We start from the raw sequence: 22291 nt of genomic DNA, 5'->3' as shown, positions 1-22291 counted from the left end.
GTCCCTCGACTGGCTCAGTGCAGTGGCTTGACGCCCTTGCCCGTGGTTGCCTGGGTGAGCCGGAGGCTGCTGCCCTCGGTCAGGACGATGTGCGCGTGATGCAACAGCCGGTCGACTGCTGCCGTGGCGAGCGTCTTGGGCATGATCGAGTCGAATCCCGACGGATGCAGGTTCGAGGTCACGATCACGGACCTGCGTTCGTAGGCGGCATCGATCACCCGGTAGAACGCCTCGGCGGCGGCCTGGCCGGACGGCAGCATCCCGATGTCGTCCAGGATGATGAGGTTGGCCCGGGTGATCTTCGCGATCGCCTTCGCGACGGAGTTGTCGACGGTGGCCCGGCCGACGTGGGCGGTCAGCGATTCGAGGCTGAACCAGGCGACTTGCATGCCCCGGTCGATGGCCTTGTGGGCCAGGGCCTCGGCGAAGTGGCTCTTGCCGGTGCCCGACGGGCCGGCGATGGCGAGGTTCTCCGACCGGCCGACCCATTCCAGCGTCATCAGGGCCTGCTGGGTCGGAGCGGGGATGGAGGAGTCCTCCTCCCGCCAGGAGCTGAACGTCTTGCCGGTGGGCAGGTTCGCCTGCTTGCGGTGGCTGCGGCGGGTCGCCGCCTCCCGGCCCTTGATCTCCTCTTCCAGCAGGATCCGCAGCACTTCGGCCGGGTCCCAGCGTTGCGACCGGGCGGTGGCCAGCACGTCCGGGGCCGCCTTGCGCAAGTAGGGGAACCGCATCCGCTTCAGGACGGATTCCAGATCGGCCGGGATCGGCGGCGGGGCCGGTGAGGAGGGGACCGGAGACGGGGCCGGGACGGGCTGGTCGGTTTCCGGGTCCAGCAACGCGATGCCGGTCATGGAAGATTCCTTTCTGCCGGGCCGCCGTTGCGGCCGAAGTCAGCCCAGGCGGAAGTGCCGGGCTGAACGGAGTGGGCCTCGTCGGCGACGACGAGGTCGGCGGGACGGACGCCGGACTTGCGATGCTGGACGATGGAGAGCAGGTCGTCCTCGGCGAATCGGCCCGCGGTCGCGGCAAGCCCCAGCGACATGTCGACCTCGGCGACACTGACCAGGGCCGCGAGCTCGACGGCGGCGGCCATCTTCACCCGCATCCGGGTGGTCCCCGCCGCAGCGGCCTCGATCAGCCAGGACTTCGCCCCGGGACCGAGCGCGAGGAAGGCTTCCTCGGCGGCATCGACGGGCCGGGGCCGCGGCGGCTTCGGTGAACCGTCCATCTCCTGCGGGTGGTTGGGATAGTGCTCGGCGAGGATGACCGGACGGCCGGGCAGAGCGATCTCGTGCCGGGCGACTTCCGCCAGGCCGGCCGGGCCCTGCATCCATTCCGGCCGGTGAGCCAGCTTCGACAGGTCGGCCACGACGACCAGCTCGTCGCCGTCGACCCTCACCCAGGCTTCCTGGCCGACCAGCCCGGACGGCGTCGAATAGCGCACGGACCCGAAACGGACGGTCTGGTCCCGCAGCACCTGTCTCGACTCGCCCAGCGCGAGCGTGTGAGGCGCCGGCGGCAGCGGATGCAGCCTGGTCCGCTCGACGTCGAGCATCGAGGACGGAGCCTTGCCCGTCTCGCGGTGGGTCCGGTTGTTCACCGTCTGGCAGAAGATCGCGCACTCGCCGCGGAGCTCGGCGAACGAGTCGTACTCCTTGCGGAGATTCGCCGTCGTGGGCACCAGATCCGCCTTCGCGATGCGGACCGTCGCCTCCGACCCGCCTTTGGACTCGGGATCGAAGGGGACACACGTGTGAACCTGCATCCCGTAATGCCGCCCCGTCGCGACGACTTGGGGATGACGGACCGCGATGCCGGCGACCCGGTCGATCGTGACCGTCTTCTCGTTGTCGGTCAGCGCATAGGTCGGCGCCCCGCCGATCGCCCGCAAGGTCGAGTCGATGCAGGTCACCAGCGTCGGCAGAGTCCGGTCCCAGGTCGGGATCACCACCCGGAACCGCGACCAGGCCAGCCACGCGCAGAACAACAGCGTCACGCGGGGCTCACCGCCGCCCGGGCCCGGGACCTTCGGCCCCCAGCCCCAGTCGAACTGCAACCACAGCCCCGGCTCGGTGATCCAGGGCCGATAGGTCCGCTGGTTCCCGGCCCGCCAGGCTTCCTTCGCCTTCGCCACCGCCCGCCGGGTCGTGCGCTCATCACCGGTGAACCCCAGCAGGACCAGGCGGTCGTGGAGCTTGTCGGCCCGCACCCTGCCCTGCGATCGGTCGACCCACTCCTCGATCTTCGGCATGAACGGGTCGATCATCTTCGGCCGGCGGACGAGACCGGTTGGCCGACCGGTGTCCCTCATCCGTGCGTAACGTCGCACGGTCTTGGGATCGACCCCCGCCAGCGCAGCCGCGGAATGCGCACATTCAGTGGCGTCCAGGGCCTCGAAGATTTCCATGATCTCCCTGTCAGACTTCTTCAACGTCCCTCCGGGTGGTCGGTCTCAATGCCAGGCAGCACTGAGCCAACCCCCGGAGGGATCGTCTGTTCGGAACCGACACGAATGGGTCCACGGAGAGGGAGATCAGCTGTCCGCCCAGCGGGGGCCGTCCCGTCCGCCTACAAGGATCTTGCGCTGTCCGCTCTCATACCCGTCGGCCGTGATGAACCATCGGTGCTGTTCGGGGACGGCGGCGGTGGGGAGTTGTGGTTCGGGTTCGAGGCGGATCCAGCCGCCGCTTCGGAGTGGTCGGTGGTCTTGGACGTTGCCGCAGTCGGGGCATGCGGCGTCTGGCGTGGTGTGGTTGCCCCCCATTTAGTACAGGTTGCCGGTTTGTGGCTTCGGCGGTCAGGCGTTCGCTGGCCGTTTGTGCCGATGGTGCGGGCTGCGGGTGGGTTGGCGGGGGGCGCGGGGGTTGTCAGGTGCCGCGTTGGCGTACAGGGATAGTGGCCGGGCTGGCGGCCTTGCCGTATTGCTCGTGACCCGACAAGAGCAGGGCGCGGCTACTTGGCACCGGGGGCTTTGTGGGTGTCGAGAAGTGCGGTGTGGGTGGCTGCTGTGAGCATGAGGGCGAGGATCAGCAAGCCGCCGAGCGGATGTTCGGTTTTGCCGCCGTCATCGAGGGTTAAGGCGGTGCCGAAGGTGATGATTTCAGCGAGGACGTAGGCGGCGGGGACCCAGGGTTTGGTGACGCCTTTGACGGCGGCGACGACGACGGGGACGGCTGCGGCGAAGCCGATCGTGATGACGGGTACGGCCGTCCAGATCGCTTGGGCGATCTTGGTGTTGTACATGCGGGGCCGGCCGGGCATCGGGGTAGTGATGTAGGGACTGGGCTGGACCATGGGGTCTCCGGTCGGTGCGAGTTACTGGGTGTCGTTGCTGCGGGCTGCGTCGAGTTGCCGTTGGAGTTCGTCGCGGCCGGCTTGGCTCTGTTGGCGGAGGCCGCGCATGTAGGCGTCGAGGTATTCGCTGTCTGATAAAGACAGGCAGGCGTGAAGTGCGGGTTCGAATGGCGTGTCGCCTGCTTGTTCGGTGGCTCGGGTGGCGACGGCGTCGATGCACTGCTGGGTGACCTGGGCGTGGCTGAGGGTGTGGGCTGGGGCGGCGTCGGTGGCCGCGGGTGTGAGTCTGTTCTCCGTACAGCCGGTGAGGGGGGGCGAGGATGGCCGCGCATATGGCGGCGATGGTTCGCATCGCGCCAGGGTGGCGGCCGGCAGTACCGCTGGTGGTGAGTTCAGTTGACGTTCAACCGGTCGGGGAGCTGGGCTCAGACGTTGACGGGCAGGTTCAGCAGGTGAGAGGCGGGAGGACCACTCATGGGTGACGAAGGGAAGATGGTCCGAGGTGGGATCCCGGGGATCATTTGGCGTGCTGACGCCGAGCCGATCACCTGTGGGCCTGGATCATCAGCCACCGGGTCGATCACCGGTGCGGGGAGGGCGGTGTGGGACGTGAGCCGCTCGGGGATGGGGAACCCGTGTCCCGTCTCAGCGGGCCTTGACCGGTCTCACCGAAGTCCGGCGGTCCGTCCTGTTCGCCTCGTCGAAGTCACGCTGTAACCGCGAATGGCAGCCGGGCCGGCGGGGGAGGTCGACAGCTGGCTCCCTGCCGGAGGCGGCGGCCGCTGTGCGAGCACTGACCCCACGGCCCCGTAAAGGCTGGCGCACCGCGTTCCCGTCGGCGACGCAACGTGGCCGCCGCCGCACCGGGTTGGCCGCCTCGGCCACCATGACGACTCAGGCGAGTCGGCGAGACGCCATAACGATTGCTTCTAGCGGCCAGCACATTCCGCTCTTGGACTTCTAGATCCTTCGACGCCACGCTGGAGTGACAGGGCAGGCCGCCAAAGGCCGGGCCCGCACGTCGAGGACCAAGAAGGAGCCGATCCGCCATGAGCCCCACCCCCCGTACTCGCGCCGACGAGCCCGAGGACCTGGCCCGGATGTTCGTGGAGCGTGCCAACGCCGGTGACGCCGAAGGGCTCGCCGAGCTCTACGAGGAGGACGCCGTCGTCGCCTACCCGCCGGGGTCGCAGACCGTCGGCCGGGAGGCGATCCTCGCCCTGTACCGGCAGATGATGGCGCAGGCGCCGCGCTTCGAGGTGGAGGAGCCGCTGCCGACCGTGCGCAACGGCGATCTGGCCGTCACCTCGACGCGGCCCTCCGACGGTACCGGCGGGCGCGTCCAGGTCGCCCGGCAGCAGGCCGACGGCACCTGGCTGCGCATCATCGACCGCCCCGAGATCGCCGGCTGATCATGCGCGTCCTCATAGCCGGGGCCGGGATCGGCGGGCTGACGGCCGCCCTCGCCCTGCACGCTGCGGGCATCGAGTCGTCCCTGGTCGAGGGCGCCCGCGAACTCCGCCCTCTGGGCGTCGGCATCAACCTCCTCCCCCACGCCGTGCGGGAGCTCACCGACCTCGGTCTCGGTGACGACCTGGCCCGTATCGGCGTCGCCATCACGGAGAACGTCTACTGCGACCGGTCCGGAACCACGCTCTTCACCGAGAAGCGCGGGCTCGCCGGGGGCTATGACCGGCCGCAGTACGCCGTGCACCGCGGGCGGCTGCAGATGCTGCTGCTGTCCGCGGTGCGCGAGCGGCTCGGTGCGGACGCCGTCCGCACCGGTGCCCGGCTGACGGGCTTCACGCAGGACGCCGAATCCGTACGGGCCCAGGCGGGCGGCACGGAGTCCGCGGCGGACCTCCTCGTCGGGGCGGACGGGCTGCACTCGGCCGTGCGCGCCCAACTGCACCCCGATCAGGGACCACTGGCGTGGTCAGGGGTACGGATGTGGCGCGGGGTGACCGAGCGACGGCCTTTCCTCGGCGGCGAGTCGATGCTCATCGCGCGCGGCGCGGGCGTCGTCGCACGGGGCGCGGGGAGCGAGGCGGGTCTGGAACTCATCGCCTACCCGATCAAACCGGACCTCGTCAACTGGGTGGCCCAGGTGCAGGTCGCCGACCCGGGCCCACTGCCCGGCGATGCCAACTGGAACCTCCCGGGCCGCCCGGAGGACGTTCTGCGCCACATCGGCCACTGGAAGCTCGGGTTGCTCGACGTGCCCGCCCTGATCGCCGACAGCTCGATGATCCTCGAGTACCCCATGGTCGACCGGGACCCCCTGCCGTCCTGGGGTTCGGGCCGGGTGACCCTGCTCGGCGACGCCGCGCACCCCATGTATCCGGTCGGGGCGAACGGCGCGTCGCAGGCGGTCGTCGACGCCCGTGCCCTGGCCGACGCGCTCGCCGGCGCCGGCGGCCCGGCGGGCCTGGCCGCGTACGAGAGGACGCGCCGGGAGGCGACGGCGGCCGTGATCGCCGCCAACCGCGAGATGCATGCGGGCGCGGGCGCCCGTACCCCCGCCGAACTCGCCCGGATCACCGAGCGCTACCGGCGCGCCACCGGCGCCGACCGTCCGCAGCACGGCCGCCCGCAGCACGACCGTCACCACTGAGGAGCCAGAGTTGACCGCCACCTTCGTGCTTGTTCCCGGCATGTGCCACGGGGCCTGGAGCTTCGAGACGCTCACCGGGCCGCTGCGGCTGCTCGGCCACCGGGTGCACGCGCTGACGCTGACCGGTGTCGCCGAGCGCGCCCACCTCCTGGCCTCCACCGTGAACCTCGACACCCACATCGAGGACGTGGCCGGCGTCCTGGAGGCCGAGGACATCGAGAACGCGGTGCTCGTGGGCCACAGTTACGGCGGCATGGTGATCACCGGTGTCGGTGACCGGCTGCCGGAGCGCGTGGACTCCCTGGTGTACCTCGACGCGCTCGTCCCGCAGGACGGCGACTCCCTCTTCGACCTCATCCCCGCGGAGCCGGACTGGCACCGGACGGTCGGCGAGACCGGCTACACGATCCCGCCGCTGCCGTTCTTCGACCGCCGCACCACTCCCCACCCCCTGGCCTCGGCCCTGCAACGCATCCGTCTCAGCGGGGATCTCGACCGCTTCCGGAGCCGGACGTACGTGTACGCGACGGAGTCGGAGTGGGGCGGCCCATCACCGTTCACCGCACTGTACGAGCGCCTGCGGACGGACCCCCGGTGGACGACGCACGCCCTGGCGGGCAAGCACGACCTGATGCGGGACGTCCCGGAAGAGCTCCTGACGATCCTCCTGGAGTCGGCACCGGCTTGAGGCAGACGCCCGCCGCCGTTCGGCGGCGGACTCCACCGAAGGCGGCGCGCTCTCCCACCGGAGAGCGCGCCGCCTCGAAGCGCGTCAGGGGAACGTCACCGTTCCCGGCAGAGGGGGAGCCGGGATCCGGGGCGTGGGCTCACGCGCCCTGGAGCTGCTGACGCAGCTGTGCGATGTCGATCGTCTCGGCCGCGGAAGGCGTCGCCGTCGGTACGGGCTTGTCGTAGTCGGTGATGAGCGTCGTGGTGGTCTTGCCGCCCTCGGTCTGGACGATCTTCACCGGGTAGGGCGTGCCCTCCGAGGCGACGTAGACGGTCGTCGCCTCGCCCTTGCCGCTCTTGCTCTCCAGCGGAATGACCTTCTTGCCCTCGACGGTGGCCGGCTTGCCCTTGGCCATGTCCTCGCCGGAGGCGTCGCCGCCCTTGATCGCGGCCTGGAACTTCGTGAGGTCGCAGGTGTTGGCCATCCCGGCCAGCAGCGGGTCGCTCGTCGGGCCGTGGATGTAGCGGCCCTTGGTGACGCCCTCGATGGTCGCCGCCTTCGTGGCGCCGATCTGCTCCTCCCACGTCGCGTGGTCGGGCTTCATCCAGACCTTGTCGCCGAGCTTGATGACGTCGGTGGAGCCGCCCTTCGCGCCGCCGGCCTGGCCGGCGCAGGAGCCCTGGCGGTCCAGGATGAGGTTCATCTTGACGGGCTGGCCCTGGGTGAAGCCGTCCTGCTTGAAACGCAGGGACTTCGCATCGCGCAGTGCCTGCATCGCCTTGTCCGATATCTGCTGGGCGGACATCGCGTCCAGCCCGCTCTTGCCGTCGCCCTTGCCGCCGCTCTCGCTGCCGCAGGCGGTGACGCCGATCAGCGCCGCCGCGCAGGCGGTCGCTGCCATCACGCGCACCATGTGGATCTTGTTCATTCGGGTGACGCTAACAAACTCGGGGCACCCCCCGCTCCGCGAGACGGGCACGCGTGCGGTCGGCAGGTCTCAAGGCCCGCACGGCACAAGGGCGTCAGGGCCGGTCCTTATGGGTGAGGCGCCACCGGGGGCGGTCGGTTCACCCGCCGGTGTCGGCGACCGCCAGGGCCGCCGCGTAGCCGGGGTCCACGGCGATGTCGGTCAGTGACCAGCCCGTGGGGGACGCCGGGGCCGGGCCGGAGCCGACGTAGGTGACCGAGGGGTCCTCGGAGAGTCCCGTGCCGATGCCCTTGAGGTAGGCCTCCTTCCGGGTCCAGCAGCGGGTGAAGGCGGCGTGGCGTGCCGCCTCCGGGAGCGCGGTCAGTTCGGCGGTCTCGGTGGGGTGCAGCGAGGGCACCACCTCGGCGACGACGGCGGGCTGTCGCTCCTCGACGTCCACGCCGACCGGGGTGCCGGCGAAGGCGAACAGGGCCAGGTCGCCCGCGTGGGAGAGGTTGAAGTGCAGGGGTGCCCCGGCGACGGCCGGCCGGCCGTGCGGTCCGCCGCACCCGGGGCACGGCTCGCGTGTCAGCTCGACGGCCGCCGGGTCCGTCTCCAAGTAGGCGCCGAGGAGCCGCCGCAGCCCGACGTGGGCCGCGGCGTAGCGCTCCCGGTGCAGGTCCCGTACGAAGGCGGCGGCGCGGGCCCGTTCCCGGGCGTCGAGGATCCGCTCGTACGTGGCCGGCGGCAGCGGCGCGTGGTCGGGGATCCTCAGCAGCCAGAGGTGCGGCGGGCCCGGGGTCCACGCGCCGGGCAGCGGGTCGCGGCCGAGGATCAGGGGGCGCGTCCCGTCGGTCCGCTCACCGTCGTCCACGGACCTCAGCCCTCCCCCAGATAGCCGGCCACCGCCTCGGCGACCTCCGCGATCGGCCCCGGCCGGGTCATCTGCGGGTGCAGACAGTCGATATCGCGGTTGATCAGGCTACCGGTGACGTAGGGGCGCCACGCGTCCCGCGACAGCCAGTGCTCGGCGCGGGGTGCGGCGGCGGTGAAGAAGAGGACGTCGCCGTCGAAGACACGGTGCCGGTGGGTGCGCATGAGGGTGACGTTGTTGACGACGACGTCGAGGACGGCGTCGAGCGTGTCGTCGTCGAGCGCGGCGAGCGCGCTGCCTTCGGCGCGCAGCCGGGCGGTGACCCGCTCCCGGGTGAGCGGTCCGCCTTCCGGTCCACCGAGCCCACCCGGACCACCAAGCCCGCCCGGCCCGTCGTCCACGGCCATCCTCAGCAGGGCGGCGAGGGCCTCGGCCTCGCCGGGGGCGGGTGCCCCGCGCCACTGGTCGGCGGGGTAGGCGTCCATGACGGCGAGCAGTTCGACCTTTTCGCCGGCCTCCTGGAGGAGTACGGCGAGGGTGTGGGCGGCGACGCCGCCGACGGACCAGCCGAGCAGGCGGTAGGGGCCGTGCGGCTGGATCTCGCGGACGCGGTCCAGCCAGTTGCGGGCCAGCTCCTCCATCGTGGCGGGCAGCGTCTCCCCGGGGTTCAGGCCGCGCGCCTGGAGCCCGTACACCGGCTGGTCGGGGCTCAGCCCTTCGAGCAGCCCGGTGTAGCACCAGCTGAGGCCGACCGCCGGGGGCAGGACGAACAGCGGGGTGCGGTCGCCGGTGCGGCGCAGGGGCAGCACGGCGCCGAGCGCGCTCTCCTCGCTCCCGCCGTGCAGCAGGTCGGCGAGCGAGGCGGGCGTGGGCGCCCGGAACAGCGAGCCGAGGGCGAGGTCCACGCCGAAGGCGGCCCGGATCCGGGCGACGAGCCGGGCGGCCAGCAGCGAATCGCCGCCGAGGGCGAAGAACCCGTCGTCGACGCCGACGCGCGGCAGCCCGAGCGCCTCCGCGAAGAGCCGGGCGAGAGTCTCCTCGCGGGGGCCTCGCGGCGGCCTGCCGCCGGTGCGGGCGGCGGCCGGCGGGGCGGGGAGCGCCGCGCGGTCCAGCTTGCCGTTGGGGCCGAGCGGCAGGGCGTCCATGACGACGAGGGCGCTGGGCACCATGTGGTCGGGCAGCCGGGTGGCGAGCCGCGCCCGCAGGGCGTCGGGGTCCAGCGGGGCCGGTCCCCCCGTCGGGGCAGGACCGGCCTCAGCGGCGGCATCCGCCGAGGCCGGAGTCAGATGGGCGACCAGACGGCGGTCGCCGGGGCGGTCCTCGCGGACCGTCGCGCAGGCGGCGGCGACGTGCGGGTCGGCGGCCAGGGCCGCCTCGACCTCGCCGAGTTCGACGCGCAGGCCGCGCAGCTTGACCTGCTGGTCGGTGCGGCCGAGGTAGTCGAGGGCGCCGTCCTGCCGCCAGCGGGCCAGGTCGCCCGTGCGGTACATGCGCTCGCCGGGGCGGCCGGCGGCTTCGGCGAACGGGTCGCGGACGAAGCGCTCGGCGGTCTCCTCCGGGCGTCCGAGGTAGCCGGTGGCGAGCTGGGCGCCCGCCACGTACAGCTCGCCGGGGATGCCGGGCGGGCAGGGGCGGCGGTCGGGGTCGAGGACGTAGAGCCGGGTGTTCCAGACGGGCCGGCCGATCGGCACGGGCCCCTCCTCGCCCGGTGTGCAGGCGTGGTGGGTGACGTCGACGGCCGCCTCGGTGGGCCCGTACAGATTGTGCAGCGGGACGCCGGGGAGCGTGCGGTGGAAGGCCTCGGCGGCCTGCCGCGGCAGCACCTCGCCGCTGCACAGGACCCGGCGCAGGCCGGTGCAGGCCGCGGCGGACGGCTCGTCGAGGAAGAGACGGAGCATGGAGGGCACGAAGTGGGCCGTGGTGACGCCCTGTTCGCGGATGGTGCGGGCCAGCGCGGCGGGGTCCTGGTGGGCGCCGGGCTCGGCGAGGACGAGGGTGGCGCCCACGCGCAGCGGCCAGAAGAACTCCCAGACGGACACGTCGAATCCGGACGGCGTCTTCTGCAGCACCCGGTCGTCGGGGGTGAGCCCGTACTGGCCCTGCGCCCAGCGCAGCCGGTTGTCGATCGCGGAGTGCGGGACGACGACGCCCTTGGGGCGGCCGGTGGAGCCGGAGGTGTAGATGACGTACGCGGGGTGCTGCGGGGTGAGCGGGCGGCCCGGGTCGGTGGGCAGGTGCGCGGCCAGCTCGGCGCGCAGCGCCGGGTCGTCGAGCGTGAGGACGGGCAGCTCGGTGCCGGGCAGCGAGGCCCGGGTGGCGGTGTCGGTCAGGACGCAGACGGGGGCCGCGTCGCCGAGCATGTCGGCGAGCCGCTCGGCGGGATACCCGGGGTCCAGCGGCAGATACGCGCCGCCCGCCTTGAGGACGGCGAGGAGGGCGACGACGAGGTCGACGGAGCGGGGGACGGCGACGGCTGCCAGGGCGCCGGGCCGCACGCCGAGGGCGACGAGGTGGCGGGCGAGCCGGTTGGCGCGGGCGTTCAGCTCGCCGTAGGTGAGCGTCACCTCGCCGGCGACGAGGGCGGTCGCGCCGGGCCTGCGGGCGGCGCGGGCCTCGATGGGGCCGATGAGGGTGGTCGGCGGCACGGGCACGGCGGTGTCGTTGAACTCGACGAGGACGCGCTCGCGCTCCTCCTCGGTACCCGGGGACAGTGCGGTGAGCGGCTGGTGGGGGTCGCTGTCGGCGATCCGGGTCAGCAGGTCGAGGAACCGCTCCTGGTGGGTGGCGATCTCGGCGGAGTCGTAGAGGGCCGGGTTGGCGTCGTAGTCGATGTGGAGCCCGGTGCCATCGGCCCGGTCGTAGATGTTGACGGTGAGGTCGTCGACGGGCCCGGCGGAGAGGTTGTACGCGTCGGACCGGGCGCCAGCGAAGGTGAGCCCGTAGTCGAACGGCATGACGTTGACGAGCGGGCCGACGAGCGCCCGGCCCTCGCCGAGCAGTCCGAGGTCGCGGCGGATGTCCGCGTAGCGGTAGCGGCGGTGGCGGCGGGCGTCCCGGATGCCGAGGTCGGCCTGGCGGGTCAGGTCGGCGAAGGTGGTGTCGGGGGTGACGGTGAAGCGCAGCGGCAGGACGTTCATGACCATGCCGGGGACGCGCAGCGCCACGGATCCCATGCGGCCCATCATGGGCAGTCCGAGGACGACGTCCTCGCTGCGGGTGGCGCGCGCGAGGTAGAGCGCCTGGGCGGCGAACAGGACGTCGGGCCAGGTGGCCCGGACGGAGCCGGCCAGCTCGCGCAGCCGCTCGGTGGCCTCGGGGCCGAGGTGCGCGGAGTGCCGCAGAGAGGTGCGGGAGGGCAGGGCGGTGCGGCCGGCGAGGGTGGGGACGGCGGGCCGGTCGCGGAACCGGTCCTCCCAGTGGGCGCGGTCGCGTTCGTGCGTGGCCGAGTCGCGGTAGGCGGCGTCCTCGGCGACCAGCGCGGCGAGCCGTCCGAAGGGGCTCGGGCCGGGGGCGGTGCCGGCGGCGAGGGCGGTGTAGACCTCGGCGACGCGGCGGGCGATGAGGGAGTAGCCGTAGCCGTCCATGACGGCGTGGTGGACGCGCTGGTACCACAGCCAGCGCCGGTCGCCGACGTGGAAGAGGGCGTGCGCGAACAGCGGGCCGGTGGCCAGGTCGAAGGGCACGGCGAGGTCGGCGCGCATCCAGGCCCGGGCGGTGGCGTCGGGGGCGCGCTCGCCGCGCAGGTCGGCGGTGTGCAGCGGGAAGCCGTGGCCGGGCGGCTCGATGACGACGGGCAGTTGGCGGGGGCCGCTCTCGCCTTCGGCGGGCGCCACCAGACGGACCCGCAGGGCGTCCGCCTCGCCGACGGTACGGTGCAGGGCCTCGGCGAAGCGGACGGGGTCGACCTCGCCGTGGATCTCGATGCACTCGGCGGTGTTGAGCGCCGGGCTGCCGGGGTCGAGGGCCTGGGCGAACCACATGCCCGACTGGGCGGCGGTCAGGGGCAGCCCCTCCGGCGCCGCCGGGCGCGGTGCGCCGGTGGCGGGCCGGTCGAGGGTCCGCGCGGCTCTCACGCCCGGACCCCCAGGAGGGGTGCCCACTGCTCGATTGCGGGCTGCTCGGCGAGGTCCACGAAGGTGACCTCGGTGCCGTGGTCGCGGCGCCAGCGCTCGACGAGGGTCATGATGCGCACGGAGTCGAGGCCGTAGTCGACGAGGTTCTCGTCGTCGGGTATGTCCGCGGGGTCCTCGCCGAGCACGTCGGCGACGTCGGCGCGGATCCGGTCCAGGGTGAGTGCCATGGGAGGTTCAGACCTTTTCGAAGAGGCGGTCGGTGGTCGTCACGACGGCGCACTTGGCGGCGGCGTAGCGCAGGGCCATCTCATGGTCGTCGGCGGAGAAGTCCGCGACGGCGTCGGCGACGAGGAAAGGCTGGATATCGCGCATCCAGGCGTCGCAGGCGCTCATCAGGACGCCGATGTGGGCGTAGACGCCGACGATGATCAGCTGGTCGCGGCCCTGGGCCGCCATCCGCTCGGCGAGGTCGGTGCGGACGAAGGCGCTGTACTTCCACTTCGTCAGGACCGTGTCGCGCCCGGTGGGGGCGACGGCGTCGGCGATGGCCTTGGCCCGCTCGTCGTCCGGCAGGCCGGGGCCCCAGAAGTCCTGCTGGAGGCCGCGCTCCTCGGCGCTCTGGCCGCCGGGCTGGGCGGAGTAGACGACGGGCACGCCGAGGCGCTCGCAGTCGCTCTTGACCCGGGCGGTGTTGGCGAGGAGCTCGGTGAGCGGGGAGGCGTCCGGGGTGAAGGCGCCGAGGAAGTAGTTCTGCAGGTCGTGCACGAGCAGCACGGCGCGGTCCGGGTCGACGGTCCAGTCGACCTTGTTCGCCGGGAGGGCGTCCGCGGTGGGCATGGCGTAGGGGGTGATGGCTGGGAGCGCCATGGTGGTGGGGGGCCTTTCGAAAAGCGTGCGGTGAGCCGCGGTGGCGGGCTGCGGTGACGGAAGGATTCAGGAGGTGGCGAGGCGGGCGGCGATGGCCGCGCGGAGGTCCTTCTTGGAGACCTTGCCGATGCCGGTCTGCGGGAACTCCTCGACGAACTCCACCCGGTCGGGGACCTTGTAGGCGGCGAGCCCGCGCTCGCGGACGAACTTCTTGACCGCGATCGACTTGAGCGGCTCGGCGCCCTCGCGCAGCACGATGTACGCGCAGGTGCGCTCGCCCAGGTAGTCGTCGGGCATGGAGACGACGGCGACGTCGTGCACGGCGGGGTGGGCGAGGATGTGGTTCTCGATCTCCTCGGCGGCGACCTTCTCGCCGCCCCGGTTGATCTGGTCCTTCGCCCGGCCCTCGACGACGATGTGGCCGGTTTCGGTCAGCCGGACGACGTCGCCGGTGCGGTAGAAGCCATCGGCGGTGAAGGACTTGGCGTTGTGCTCGGGGGCCCGCCAGTAGCCGCGGATGGTGTACGGGCCGCGGGTGAGCAGGTGGCCGGTGGCGCCGACGGGCAGGTCGTTGTCCTCGTCGTCCACGACGCGGATCTCGTCGTCCGGGGAGATCGGGCGGCCCTGCGTGGTGACGATGGTCTCCTCGGGGTCGTCGAGCCGCGTGTAGTTCACGAGGCCCTCCGCCATGCCGAAGACCTGCTGGAGGGTGCAGCCGAGTGCGGGCCTGACGCGCCGCGCGGCCTCCTCGCTGAACTTCGCGCCGCCGACCAGCAGCACCTCCAGGCTGCCGAGGTCGTGCGGGCTGCTCGACGCGGCCTCGGTCCACACCAGGGCGAGCGGCGGCACGAGACCGGTGATGGTCACGCCCTCGCGCTCGATGAGCGGGAAGGCGACGTCCGGGCTGGGCTGCGGGGCGAGGACCACGCGGGCGCCGGCGTAGAGCGCGCCGAGGGTGCCGGGCGAGCTGAGGGGGAAGTTGTGGGCGGCGGGCAGCGCGCAGAGGTAGACGCTGTTCTCGTCGACCGCGCAGTGCTCGTTGGAGCCCCACAGCGAGTAGATGTAGTCGTCGTGGGTGCGCGGGATGAGCTTGGGGACGCCGGTGGAGCCGCCGGAGAGCTGGAGGAAGGCCAGGTCGCCGGGGGCCGGGCCGTCGACGACGGTGCCGGGCTCGCGGGCGTCGCTTTCCGGGCTTTCCAGGCTTTCCAGGTCGGCGAGCGCGGTGTGCTCGCCGGGCTCCCCCACCACGAACACGTGGCGCAGGGTGGGCACCTCGGCCCGTACCTTCGTCGCCAGGTCGCGGTAGTCGAAGCCGCCGCTGGTGTCGGCGATGACGTAGGCGGCCGCCTCGGTGAACTCGCAGAAGTAGCGGATCTCGGTCTCGCGGTGGGCGGGCAGCGCGAAGACGGGGAGGGCGCCGATGCGGAAGAGGCCGAAGATCACCTCGAAGAACTCGGCGACGTTGGGCAGCTGGACGACGACGCGGTCGCCCTTCGCGATGCCCCGGGCGAGGAAACCGGCGGCGAGGCGGTCGGCGCGGTCGTCGAGCTCGCCGTACGTCCAGCGCCGGCCCGCGCCCGCGGGGTCGACGATCGCGACGCGGTCGGGGTGGTTCAGCGCCCGCTCGCGCAGCATCTGCCCGAACGTCTCGCCGCGCCACCAGCCGGCGGCGCGGTAGCGCTCGGCGAACTCGGCGGGGTAGCCCGGGGCGTCGGGGGTGGGGTTCTGCTGGGTGCTCATCGGCCGCTCTCCTGGTGGTCCGCGCCGACGGCGTCGAGGAACGTACGGAACTTGGCGCCGGTCTCGGCGGTCTCGGCCTCCGGCGTGGACTGGGCCACGACGCCCGCGCCCGCGTAGAGCCGCAGGGTGCGCTCCTCGGTCCGGGCCTCGGCGCAGCGGATGGTGACGACCCATTCGCCGTCGCCGCTCGCGTCGCCCCAGCCGACCATGCCGGTGAAGTTGCCCCGGTCGAAGGGCTCCAGCTCCGTGATGACGTCGCGCGCGGTGGTGGTGGGGGTGCCGCAGACGGCCGGGGTGGGGTGCAGCGCGCAGGCCAGCTCGAGGACGGAGACGGCTGTGTCGGCCAGCTCGCCGGTGACGGTCGTGGACAGGTGCCACATGGCGGCGGTCCGCACGAGCGTGGGGCGCTCGGGCACGTCGAGGGTGCGGCAGAACGGGGCGAGCGCCGCACGGACCGCGTCGACGACGACGGCGTGCTCGTGCAGGTCCTTCTCGGACTCCAGGAGCGCCGCGGCCCGGCGGACGTCCTCGGCCAGGTCGGCGCTGCGCGGGGTGGAGCCGGCGAGCGGGTTGGCGATCAGGGCGCCGCCGCGCCGGGCGACGAGCAGCTCGGGGCTGGCGCCGAGGAGGGTGCGGCCGGGGCCGGTCGGCAGGGCGAAGGTGTATCCGGCCGGGTCGCGGCGGGCGAGGCGCTGGAGGAGGGCGGGGAGGTCGAGCTCGCGGGAGGAGCGCAGCTCCAGGGTGCGGGCGAGGACGACCTTGCTGAAGTCGCCGCGTCTCATGCGGCGGACGGCCTCGGCGACCGCGGCTCCGTAGACGTCCGGCTCGGGTATCGGTCTGATGTCCCAGTCGGCGGCGGCGGGGGCGGCGGCGGGCAGGGCGATCAGCGGGTCCTCGGACAGCGGCGGCGCCCAGCGGACGGCCTGCGGCACGGCGAGGGAGGCGGGGGCGCTCTGGTCGAAGGGCACCGCGCCGACGACGATGGGCGCCGGGTTGCCCGCGAGCAGCTCGGCGTCGAGGGTCTCGGTGACGCGCCGCGCCAAGGGGGTCCCGCCGTGCGGTACTTCGGTCCGCGTCCCGTGGGCGAGGAGCGTGCGGGTCGGCGAGGCGAAGAAGCGGGCCCGGGCGGGCTCGTAGGCGTCGAGCAGCGAGGTCGCGGCACCGACGGTGTCCTCGGGCCGTTCGATCCGCTGACCGACGCCTCCCGGCACTGCGGTGAGGCGGCCGTCCGCGCGAGCTCCGGGCTCGCTCGGCCGGTCGGCGACGTGGTGAACCGTGGTCACCTGCTGCTCCGTTCCTCCGGTGGGTCGCACCGGTGTGGCGTGAAGTGGTTCGGGCGGGCCGGGCGGCCGGGTCCCGGCAGGACGGGCCTCGCCCGGCGCTGGTGTGGTGCGGCGGGAGCCGCCCCGGGTCGGGCGGGAGTCCCTGGGTTGATCGGGCCGGCCGGTGGGGGCCGGTCGTGGGGGGGGCGGCGCGGGCCGGCGGCGGAGGCGCGGGCCGCCGTGGAGGGCGGCTGCGTGGGTCTCCCCGGTGGTGGCGGGCCGTCAGACGCGCAGGGTGGCGCCGCCGTCGACGTACAGGTCGTGCATGGTGATGTGCCGGGCCCGGTCCGAGACGAGGAAGGTGACGGCGTCGGCGATGTCGGCCGGTTCGGCGATGCGGCCGAGGGGGATCCCGACGCGGTAGGTGCCGGGGTCGCCGTCGATGACGCGCTGGGGGGCCTGCTCGTCGGCCCACAGGCCGCGCTGCATGGCGGTGTCCGTGGAGCCGGGCGAGACCACGTTGCAGCGGACTCCGCTGCGGGCGAGCTCCAGGCCGAGGCACTTGGTGAACATGGTGGCGGCGGCCTTGGAGGCGGCGTACGCGGCCATGCTGGTGCGGGGCACGCCCGCGGCGTTGGAACCGACGGTGACGATGCATCCGTCGCGGCGCTCGCTCATCCTGCGGGCCACGGCACGGGAGGTGTTGAAGACGCCGGTGGAATTGACGGCGAAGGTGCGGTCCCACACCTCGTCGGTGATGTCCACCACGGGGGAAGTGCGCAGCACACCGGCGACGTTGACGAGGATCGCGATCGGTCCGAGGGTGCGCTCCACCTCGTCGACGACGGCGTCGACGGCGAGGCTGTCGGCGACGTCGGCGCTGTGTGCGACGACCCGCTCCGCACCGAATTCCGCTTCGAGTTCCTTGACGCCCTCCGTGGACCGGTCAAGGGCCGCGACGCGCGCTCCCCGTGCGACGAGGGCGCGGGTCACGGCCTCGCCTATGCCTTGTCCGGCACCGGTGACCAGCGCGACGCGGCCGGCGAGTTCTGACTGCTGCACGACGGTTCCCCCCATTCCGCTTGAATTAGGTAAGCCTTACCTTACAGGACGGACGCACCCGAAGGGAATTGACCGTCCGGAATGCCGCACACCGGTCGCGCGACACCCGAGACCGCTCGCGCGGAACACCGAGTGAACATGCGGAACCCCAGGTTTCGGTAAACGACGGGAAATGCGGAAACGTCAAGAAAGATGCCGGGAGGTCGCACAATCGAACCCACCGCGGCTTAGGCCAGCCTAACCTCACCCCCGCCGCCTGTCACAAGGCGCCCCCATCCCCTGCCCCTTCCCCGCAGGTCGCCGCGCGGATCCCCCCGCCGCTCCCCCGCGCCCGGCCCCTCGCCCCGCCCGCCCCGCGCCCGACACATCGTCATGTGGCGAGCTGCAGAACGGGTATGCCCGGCGCGTCGATTCCGAAGGTCTGCGAGTAAAGGGAGAGTTCCGCGTGCAACGCGCGGATCATCGTGTCGGCCCGGCGGAATCCGTGCCCCTCCCCCTCGAAGGTCAGATACGCGTGCGGCACCCCCCGCCCGGCCATCGCCTCGACGAACCGCGCGCTCTGCGCGGCCGGGCAGATGGGGTCGTCCAGGCCCTGGAGAAGGACGAAGGCCCCGGACACCCGGTCCGCGCGGTGCAGCGGCGAGCGGTCCCGGTACCGGTCGGGCACCTCGGCCAACGGCCCGATCAGGCTCTCCAGATAGCGCGATTCGAAGTCGTGGGTGCCTCCCGACGCCCACGTCAGCAGATCCAGCACCGGATAGCTGATGGTGCCGCAGGCGTACAGGCCGGTGGAGACGAGCGAGGCCGCGGCCGTCCAGCCGCCCGCGCTGCCGCCACGGATGGCCAGCCGGGCGCGGTCGGCGCTGCCCTCGTCGGCGAGCGCCTCGGCAACGGCCGCGCAGTCCTCCACGTCGACGACGCCCCAGCGCTCCCGCAGCCGGTCACGGTACTCGCGCCCGTAGCCCGTCGAACCTCCGTAGTTGACCTCGGCGACCCCGATGCCGCGCGAGGTGAAGTAGGCGATCTCCAGGTCCAGCACGAGCGACGCCCGGCTGGTGGGGCCGCCGTGCGCCCACACCACGAACGGGGGCAGTTCATCGGCGGGCGCGGTGTGGTCGGGGCTGTGCGGCGGGTAGATGTGCGCGTGGATGTCCCGGCCGTCCGGACCGACGAAGGTGCGGATCAGCGGCTCCGGGTAGTAGGCGGGGTCCACGGGGTCGGTGTGTCTGGCGCCTATCGCCCGGGCCCGGCCGGTGCAGGTGTCGAGCTCGACCACCTCGTAGGCCGTGCGGGGGCTCGCGGCGACGCCGACGACGCGGGTGCCGGAGACCGCCAGCGTCGGCCCCCACTCCGTCCACGGGCCGGCCGCGTCGACCAGCTCACCGGTCTCGGTGTCGAGTATGCCGAGGGCGGTGGCGCCCCGGCCGTGGATCACGGCGATCAGACCGTGGGCCAGCGGCTGGAACCAGCGGTGGCCCACCCGCCACAGCGGGCCCGCGAACTCCTCCTCCCGCGGGCACAGATTGACACTCTCGCCCGTCTCCGGGTCGAGGCGGTGCAGATTCCACCAGCCGGTGCGGTCGGTCGCGGCGAGCAGGGAGCCGTCCGGGCCCCACTCCACCTGGGCGACGGCCTCCCCGGGGCCGCCCATGACCGTCCGGGCGCCGGTGAGCCGGCCGTCCGCCGTGACGTCGGCCAGCTTCAGCTCGGTGCCCTCCCAGGGCATCCGGGGATGGTCCCAGGCGATCCACGCCGCCCGCAGACCGTCCGGGGAGAGCCGCGGACCGGTGACGAAGCGGTGCCGGTCGTCGGTCAGCTCACGCACCGCGGTGCGGTCCTCGGCGGCGGAGCCGTCCAGGGGGACGGCGGCGAGCACCCGCCGCACCTCACCCGCCCCGTCCCCGGTGAACTCCTCCAGGACACACCACACTTCGCCCAGCTCGGGACGGAGCACCGGGTCGGCCCAGCGCAGCCCGCCGCCGACCGGCGAGAGCGGCGTCAGCGGTCGCGGCCCGCCGGACGCCGGGCGGTCGGGCTCGCAGACGTGCAGCCGCTGGTCGGCGAAGTCGACGAACACCAGCAGCGGCCCGCCGGTCTCCCGGGGGACCGCGGCCCAGGGCTGCCCCCCGTACTCCAGGAACCGGCTGCGGACGTTCCACGGGGCGGGCAGCGGGCCGACCTCGCTGCCGTCGGGGAGGCGGCGCACGAGGGTCTGCCGGCCCTGCTCCGCCGGGCGCGGCTCGACCCACCACACCTCGTCGCCGACCGTGCCCGCGAACTCGGGTTTGCCGTCGTGCGACGCGGCGAGCGCGGCGTCGATCGGGGACGGCCAGGCTCCGTAGGGCGCCGTGGACACCATGATTACCGCGCCTCCTTACGACCGTGATCGGCCGTCAGATCCGTTTCGCCCATGGGGCACTCGCTGAGGAAGTGGTCGAGCACCCGCACCCCGAAGTGCAGCGCCTCGACGGGAACCCGCTCGTCGACTCCGTGGAAGAGCGCCTGATAGTCGAATCCCGGGGGCAGCCGGAGCGGCGCGAAGCCGTAGCCGGCGATGCCGAGCCGGGCGAACTGCTTGGCGTCCGTACCGCCGGACATGCAGAACGGCACCACGCGGCCGCCCGGATCGAAGCGCTCGAGGGCCGCCCGCATCCGTGCGAACACCGGGGCGTCGACGGGCGCCTGGAGCCCGCGCTCCCCGTGGTAGTACTCCCAGGACACCTGCGGCCCGGTGAGCCGGTCCATGGTGGCCCGGAACTCCTCCTCGCCACCCGGCACCGTCCGCCCGTCGACGAAGCCGACGGCGGTGCCCGGGATGACATTGACCTTGTACCCGGCGTCGAGCATCGTCGGATTGGCGCTGTTGCGGATCGTCGGGGCGATCAGCGCGGCGGCGGCGCCCAGCTTGCCGAGCAGCCCGTCGGCGTCGAACTCCGGGTCGTCCGGATCGGCTTCGATGTCGTACAGCGCGGCGACCTCGCGCAGCGCGGCCCGCACGGTCGGGGTGAGCCGGACCGGCCACCGGTGGTCGCCGATGCGGGTGACGGCGGCGGCGAGCGCGCGGACCGCGTTGTCCGTATTGACCTTGGAGCCGTGCCCGGCGGTGCCCCGGGCGGTGAGCTTGAGCCAGGCCGTGCCGCGCTCCGCCGCCGCCACGGGGTAGAGCCGCAGCCCGCCGTCGGCGTGGAAGGTGTACGCGCCGGACTCGCTGATGCCCTCCGTGCAGCCCTCGAAGAGCTCCGGGTGCTCGTCGGCGAGGAAGCCGGAGCCGACGGCGGCGCTGTCCTCCTCGTCGGCGGTGAAGGCCAGCACGATGTCCCGCCGCGGCCGGACCCCGGCGCGGGCCCACGCCCGGACCACGGACAGCACCATCGCGTCCATGTCCTTCATGTCGACCGCGCCCCGGCCCCACACCACCCCGTCGCGGACCTCTCCCGAGAAGGGGTGGACGCTCCAGTCGGCGGGCTCGGCGGGGACCACGTCGAAATGGCCGTGGACCAGCAGCGCGTCCGCGCCCGGATCGCTGCCGGGGATCCGGGCGACCACATTCGTCCGGCCCGGCTCCTTCTCCAGCAGGGTCGGCTCGATGCCCACCTCGCTGAGCCGCTCCGCGACGTACTCCGCGGCCGGGCGCTCCCGGCAGTCGCCACCACCGCGATTGGTGGTGTCGATGCGGATCAGCTCCGAAGTGAAGCGCACGGCTTCCTCCAGCGCCCGCCCGTCGACCCGCTCCGTCATGACGTCAGCCATATTGCTCCTCCACCGCGGCCGACACGACGGTCGTGACCGCCTTGAAGCAGCGGATGCCCTCGTACATGGTCGGCATGGTGTAGGAGACCCGGCGCTCGCCCGAGTGCTCGACGCCCGGCACGGCCGTCGCGGCGCCGGCCAGGTGGGTGGCGTCGAACTCCAGCTCCATCGTGAACGGCCCGCCCCTGACCGGCTCGTGCCGCACCGCGAGCGCGGCTCCCCGGCTCGCCGCGGCCCTGATCTCCGCGGCCGTACGGGCCGGGGTGCGGCACACCGCCGCGTACCGCGAGACATAGTCCTTGACCGCCACCGACGGGGCCAGCGGCGCATACCCCCTGGCGTCCTCGCATGTGCGGTCGTCGCCGGTCACCAACACCACGGGAACACCGTATTCGGCGACGACCAGGGAGTTCAGCAGACCCTCGCTGGCGCGCTCGCCGCTCACCCATACGCCGGTGAGGGAGTTGGCCAGATAGGTGTGCGCGAGGACCCCCTCCGCGCCCGCCGCCGCGTGGTACCCGACGAAGGCGATGCCGTCCACGTCACCGTGCTGGACGCCCTCGACCATGCTCAGGGTCTTGTGCTTGCCCGTGAGCATCTCGGCCCGCTCGTCCAGCTTCTCCAGCAGCAGATTGCGCATGCTCCAGTGCGCCTCATTGACGAGGACCTCATCGGCGCCGCCGTCGAAGAAACCGGCGATCGCCGCGTTCACATCCGAGGTGAACATATGGCGGCAACGCTCCCACTGCGGCGTGCCGGGCAGCACATCGGCGGGCCATGTGACGCCGGTGGCGCCTTCCATGTCCGCGGAGATCAGGATCTTCATGCCCCGTCACGTTACGCGTCGGCGAACACCCGGACCAGGCCTGTGGATAACTCCGGAGGTCCAGACCACGGAAGGTCGACCCGGGTGGCTCAACACCGGTCGGCGACCTGGTGTTCCGCTGCCCGTCAGCCGCTTGCCGACGCCTCCCGGAGGCTGCGGGGCCGCATGTCCGTCCAGTGCTCTTCGACGAAGGCGACGGCCGACGGGCGGTCCGCGTCGCTCAGCACCGGCGTCCAGCCCGCGGGTACCGGGCTGAAGGAGGGCCACAGGGAGTGCTGGCCCTCGTCGTTGACCAGGACGTGAAAGGTGCCGTCGGCGTCGTCGAACGGGTTGTCGGTCATGGGAGTTCCTT

The 22291-nt window shown here is 72.8% G+C and carries 19 protein-coding genes; 3 read left to right on the top strand and 16 right to left on the bottom strand.

Going from position 1 to position 22291, the window contains the following annotated elements:
• Positions 1 to 14: 14 nt before the first annotated feature.
• The 4 genes from istB to JO379_RS27545 form a co-directional block, all read right to left on the bottom strand.
• The gene (istB, locus tag JO379_RS27555) at positions 15 to 851 is read right to left on the bottom strand and encodes an IS21-like element helper ATPase IstB (RefSeq protein ID WP_245381325.1); all 837 of its coding nucleotides are present in this window, start codon (positions 849 to 851) and stop codon (positions 15 to 17) included.
• The gene (gene istA / locus JO379_RS27550; RefSeq protein ID WP_209513316.1) at positions 848 to 2407 is read right to left on the bottom strand and encodes an IS21 family transposase; all 1560 of its coding nucleotides are present in this window, start codon (positions 2405 to 2407) and stop codon (positions 848 to 850) included. Before istA ends, istB begins: the two co-directional genes overlap by 4 nt.
• A gap of 126 nt (positions 2408 to 2533) precedes the next feature.
• Positions 2534 to 2764 (bottom strand): DUF6083 domain-containing protein, encoded by a 231-nt coding sequence (locus JO379_RS34235; protein ID WP_372449115.1) that lies wholly within the window; start codon positions 2762 to 2764, stop codon positions 2534 to 2536.
• Positions 2765 to 2952: 188 nt separating this feature from the next.
• The gene (locus JO379_RS27545) at positions 2953 to 3243 is read right to left on the bottom strand and encodes a hypothetical protein (protein WP_245381576.1); all 291 of its coding nucleotides are present in this window, start codon (positions 3241 to 3243) and stop codon (positions 2953 to 2955) included.
• Positions 3244 to 4343: 1100 nt separating this feature from the next.
• Here JO379_RS27545 and JO379_RS27540 point away from each other — a divergent pair.
• The 3 genes from JO379_RS27540 to JO379_RS27530 are packed head-to-tail and all read left to right on the top strand — an operon-like array spanning position 4344 to position 6596.
• Positions 4344 to 4706, top strand: a complete 363-nt coding sequence (locus JO379_RS27540) for a YybH family protein (protein WP_209517444.1) — start codon at positions 4344 to 4346, stop codon at positions 4704 to 4706.
• 2 nt (positions 4707 to 4708) lie between these two features.
• Positions 4709 to 5908, top strand: coding sequence for an FAD-dependent monooxygenase (locus JO379_RS27535; protein WP_209517442.1), 1200 nt, complete (start codon positions 4709 to 4711; stop codon positions 5906 to 5908).
• A gap of 10 nt (positions 5909 to 5918) precedes the next feature.
• Positions 5919 to 6596: an alpha/beta fold hydrolase gene (locus tag JO379_RS27530; protein ID WP_245381575.1), complete on the top strand. Its 678-nt coding sequence runs from the start codon at positions 5919 to 5921 to the stop codon at positions 6594 to 6596.
• Positions 6597 to 6735: 139 nt separating this feature from the next.
• Here the strand turns inward: JO379_RS27530 and JO379_RS27525 are convergent, their stop codons facing one another.
• The 12 genes from JO379_RS27525 to JO379_RS27470 form a co-directional block, all read right to left on the bottom strand.
• Positions 6736 to 7506, bottom strand: coding sequence for a hypothetical protein (locus tag JO379_RS27525; RefSeq protein ID WP_130881481.1), 771 nt, complete (start codon positions 7504 to 7506; stop codon positions 6736 to 6738).
• Positions 7507 to 7645: 139 nt separating this feature from the next.
• Positions 7646 to 8359 (bottom strand): 4'-phosphopantetheinyl transferase family protein, encoded by a 714-nt coding sequence (locus tag JO379_RS27520; protein WP_209517437.1) that lies wholly within the window; start codon positions 8357 to 8359, stop codon positions 7646 to 7648.
• 5 nt (positions 8360 to 8364) lie between these two features.
• Entirely contained in the window at positions 8365 to 12432 is a 4068-nt protein-coding gene (locus JO379_RS27515; RefSeq protein ID WP_443742806.1) for a non-ribosomal peptide synthetase, read from the bottom strand.
• Positions 12429 to 12659, bottom strand: coding sequence for a phosphopantetheine-binding protein (locus JO379_RS27510; RefSeq protein WP_130881483.1), 231 nt, complete (start codon positions 12657 to 12659; stop codon positions 12429 to 12431). Before JO379_RS27510 ends, JO379_RS27515 begins: the two co-directional genes overlap by 4 nt.
• Positions 12660 to 12666: 7 nt before the next feature.
• Entirely contained in the window at positions 12667 to 13299 is a 633-nt protein-coding gene (locus tag JO379_RS27505; RefSeq protein ID WP_130881484.1) for an isochorismatase family protein, read from the bottom strand.
• Positions 13300 to 13365: 66 nt separating this feature from the next.
• Positions 13366 to 15039, bottom strand: coding sequence for a (2,3-dihydroxybenzoyl)adenylate synthase (locus tag JO379_RS27500; RefSeq protein ID WP_209517435.1), 1674 nt, complete (start codon positions 15037 to 15039; stop codon positions 13366 to 13368).
• A complete protein-coding gene (gene dhbC / locus JO379_RS27495; RefSeq protein ID WP_209518911.1) occupies positions 15036 to 16250 on the bottom strand; it encodes an isochorismate synthase DhbC in 1215 nt (404 codons plus the stop codon). Before dhbC ends, JO379_RS27500 begins: the two co-directional genes overlap by 4 nt.
• A 333-nt stretch (positions 16251 to 16583) precedes the next feature.
• Complete coding sequence (locus JO379_RS27490; protein WP_130881486.1) at positions 16584 to 17378, bottom strand: 2,3-dihydro-2,3-dihydroxybenzoate dehydrogenase; 795 nt, start codon at positions 17376 to 17378, stop codon at positions 16584 to 16586.
• A gap of 355 nt (positions 17379 to 17733) precedes the next feature.
• Positions 17734 to 19722: an LpqB family beta-propeller domain-containing protein gene (locus tag JO379_RS27485; protein WP_209517433.1), complete on the bottom strand. Its 1989-nt coding sequence runs from the start codon at positions 19720 to 19722 to the stop codon at positions 17734 to 17736.
• A gap of 2 nt (positions 19723 to 19724) precedes the next feature.
• Positions 19725 to 21113: a M20/M25/M40 family metallo-hydrolase gene (locus tag JO379_RS27480; RefSeq protein WP_209517431.1), complete on the bottom strand. Its 1389-nt coding sequence runs from the start codon at positions 21111 to 21113 to the stop codon at positions 19725 to 19727.
• Positions 21106 to 21939: a M55 family metallopeptidase gene (locus JO379_RS27475; RefSeq protein WP_209517429.1), complete on the bottom strand. Its 834-nt coding sequence runs from the start codon at positions 21937 to 21939 to the stop codon at positions 21106 to 21108. Before JO379_RS27475 ends, JO379_RS27480 begins: the two co-directional genes overlap by 8 nt.
• Positions 21940 to 22064: 125 nt before the next feature.
• Positions 22065 to 22280, bottom strand: coding sequence for an MbtH family protein (locus JO379_RS27470; RefSeq protein ID WP_130881490.1), 216 nt, complete (start codon positions 22278 to 22280; stop codon positions 22065 to 22067).
• Positions 22281 to 22291 lie beyond the last annotated feature (11 nt).

It is taken from the genome of Streptomyces syringium, from assembly GCF_017876625.1.
Lineage (GTDB): Bacteria > Actinomycetota > Actinomycetes > Streptomycetales > Streptomycetaceae > Streptomyces > Streptomyces syringius.
The sequence above is the reverse complement of the archived record's forward strand: the minus strand, read 5'-3'. Positions and strand labels throughout refer to the sequence as shown.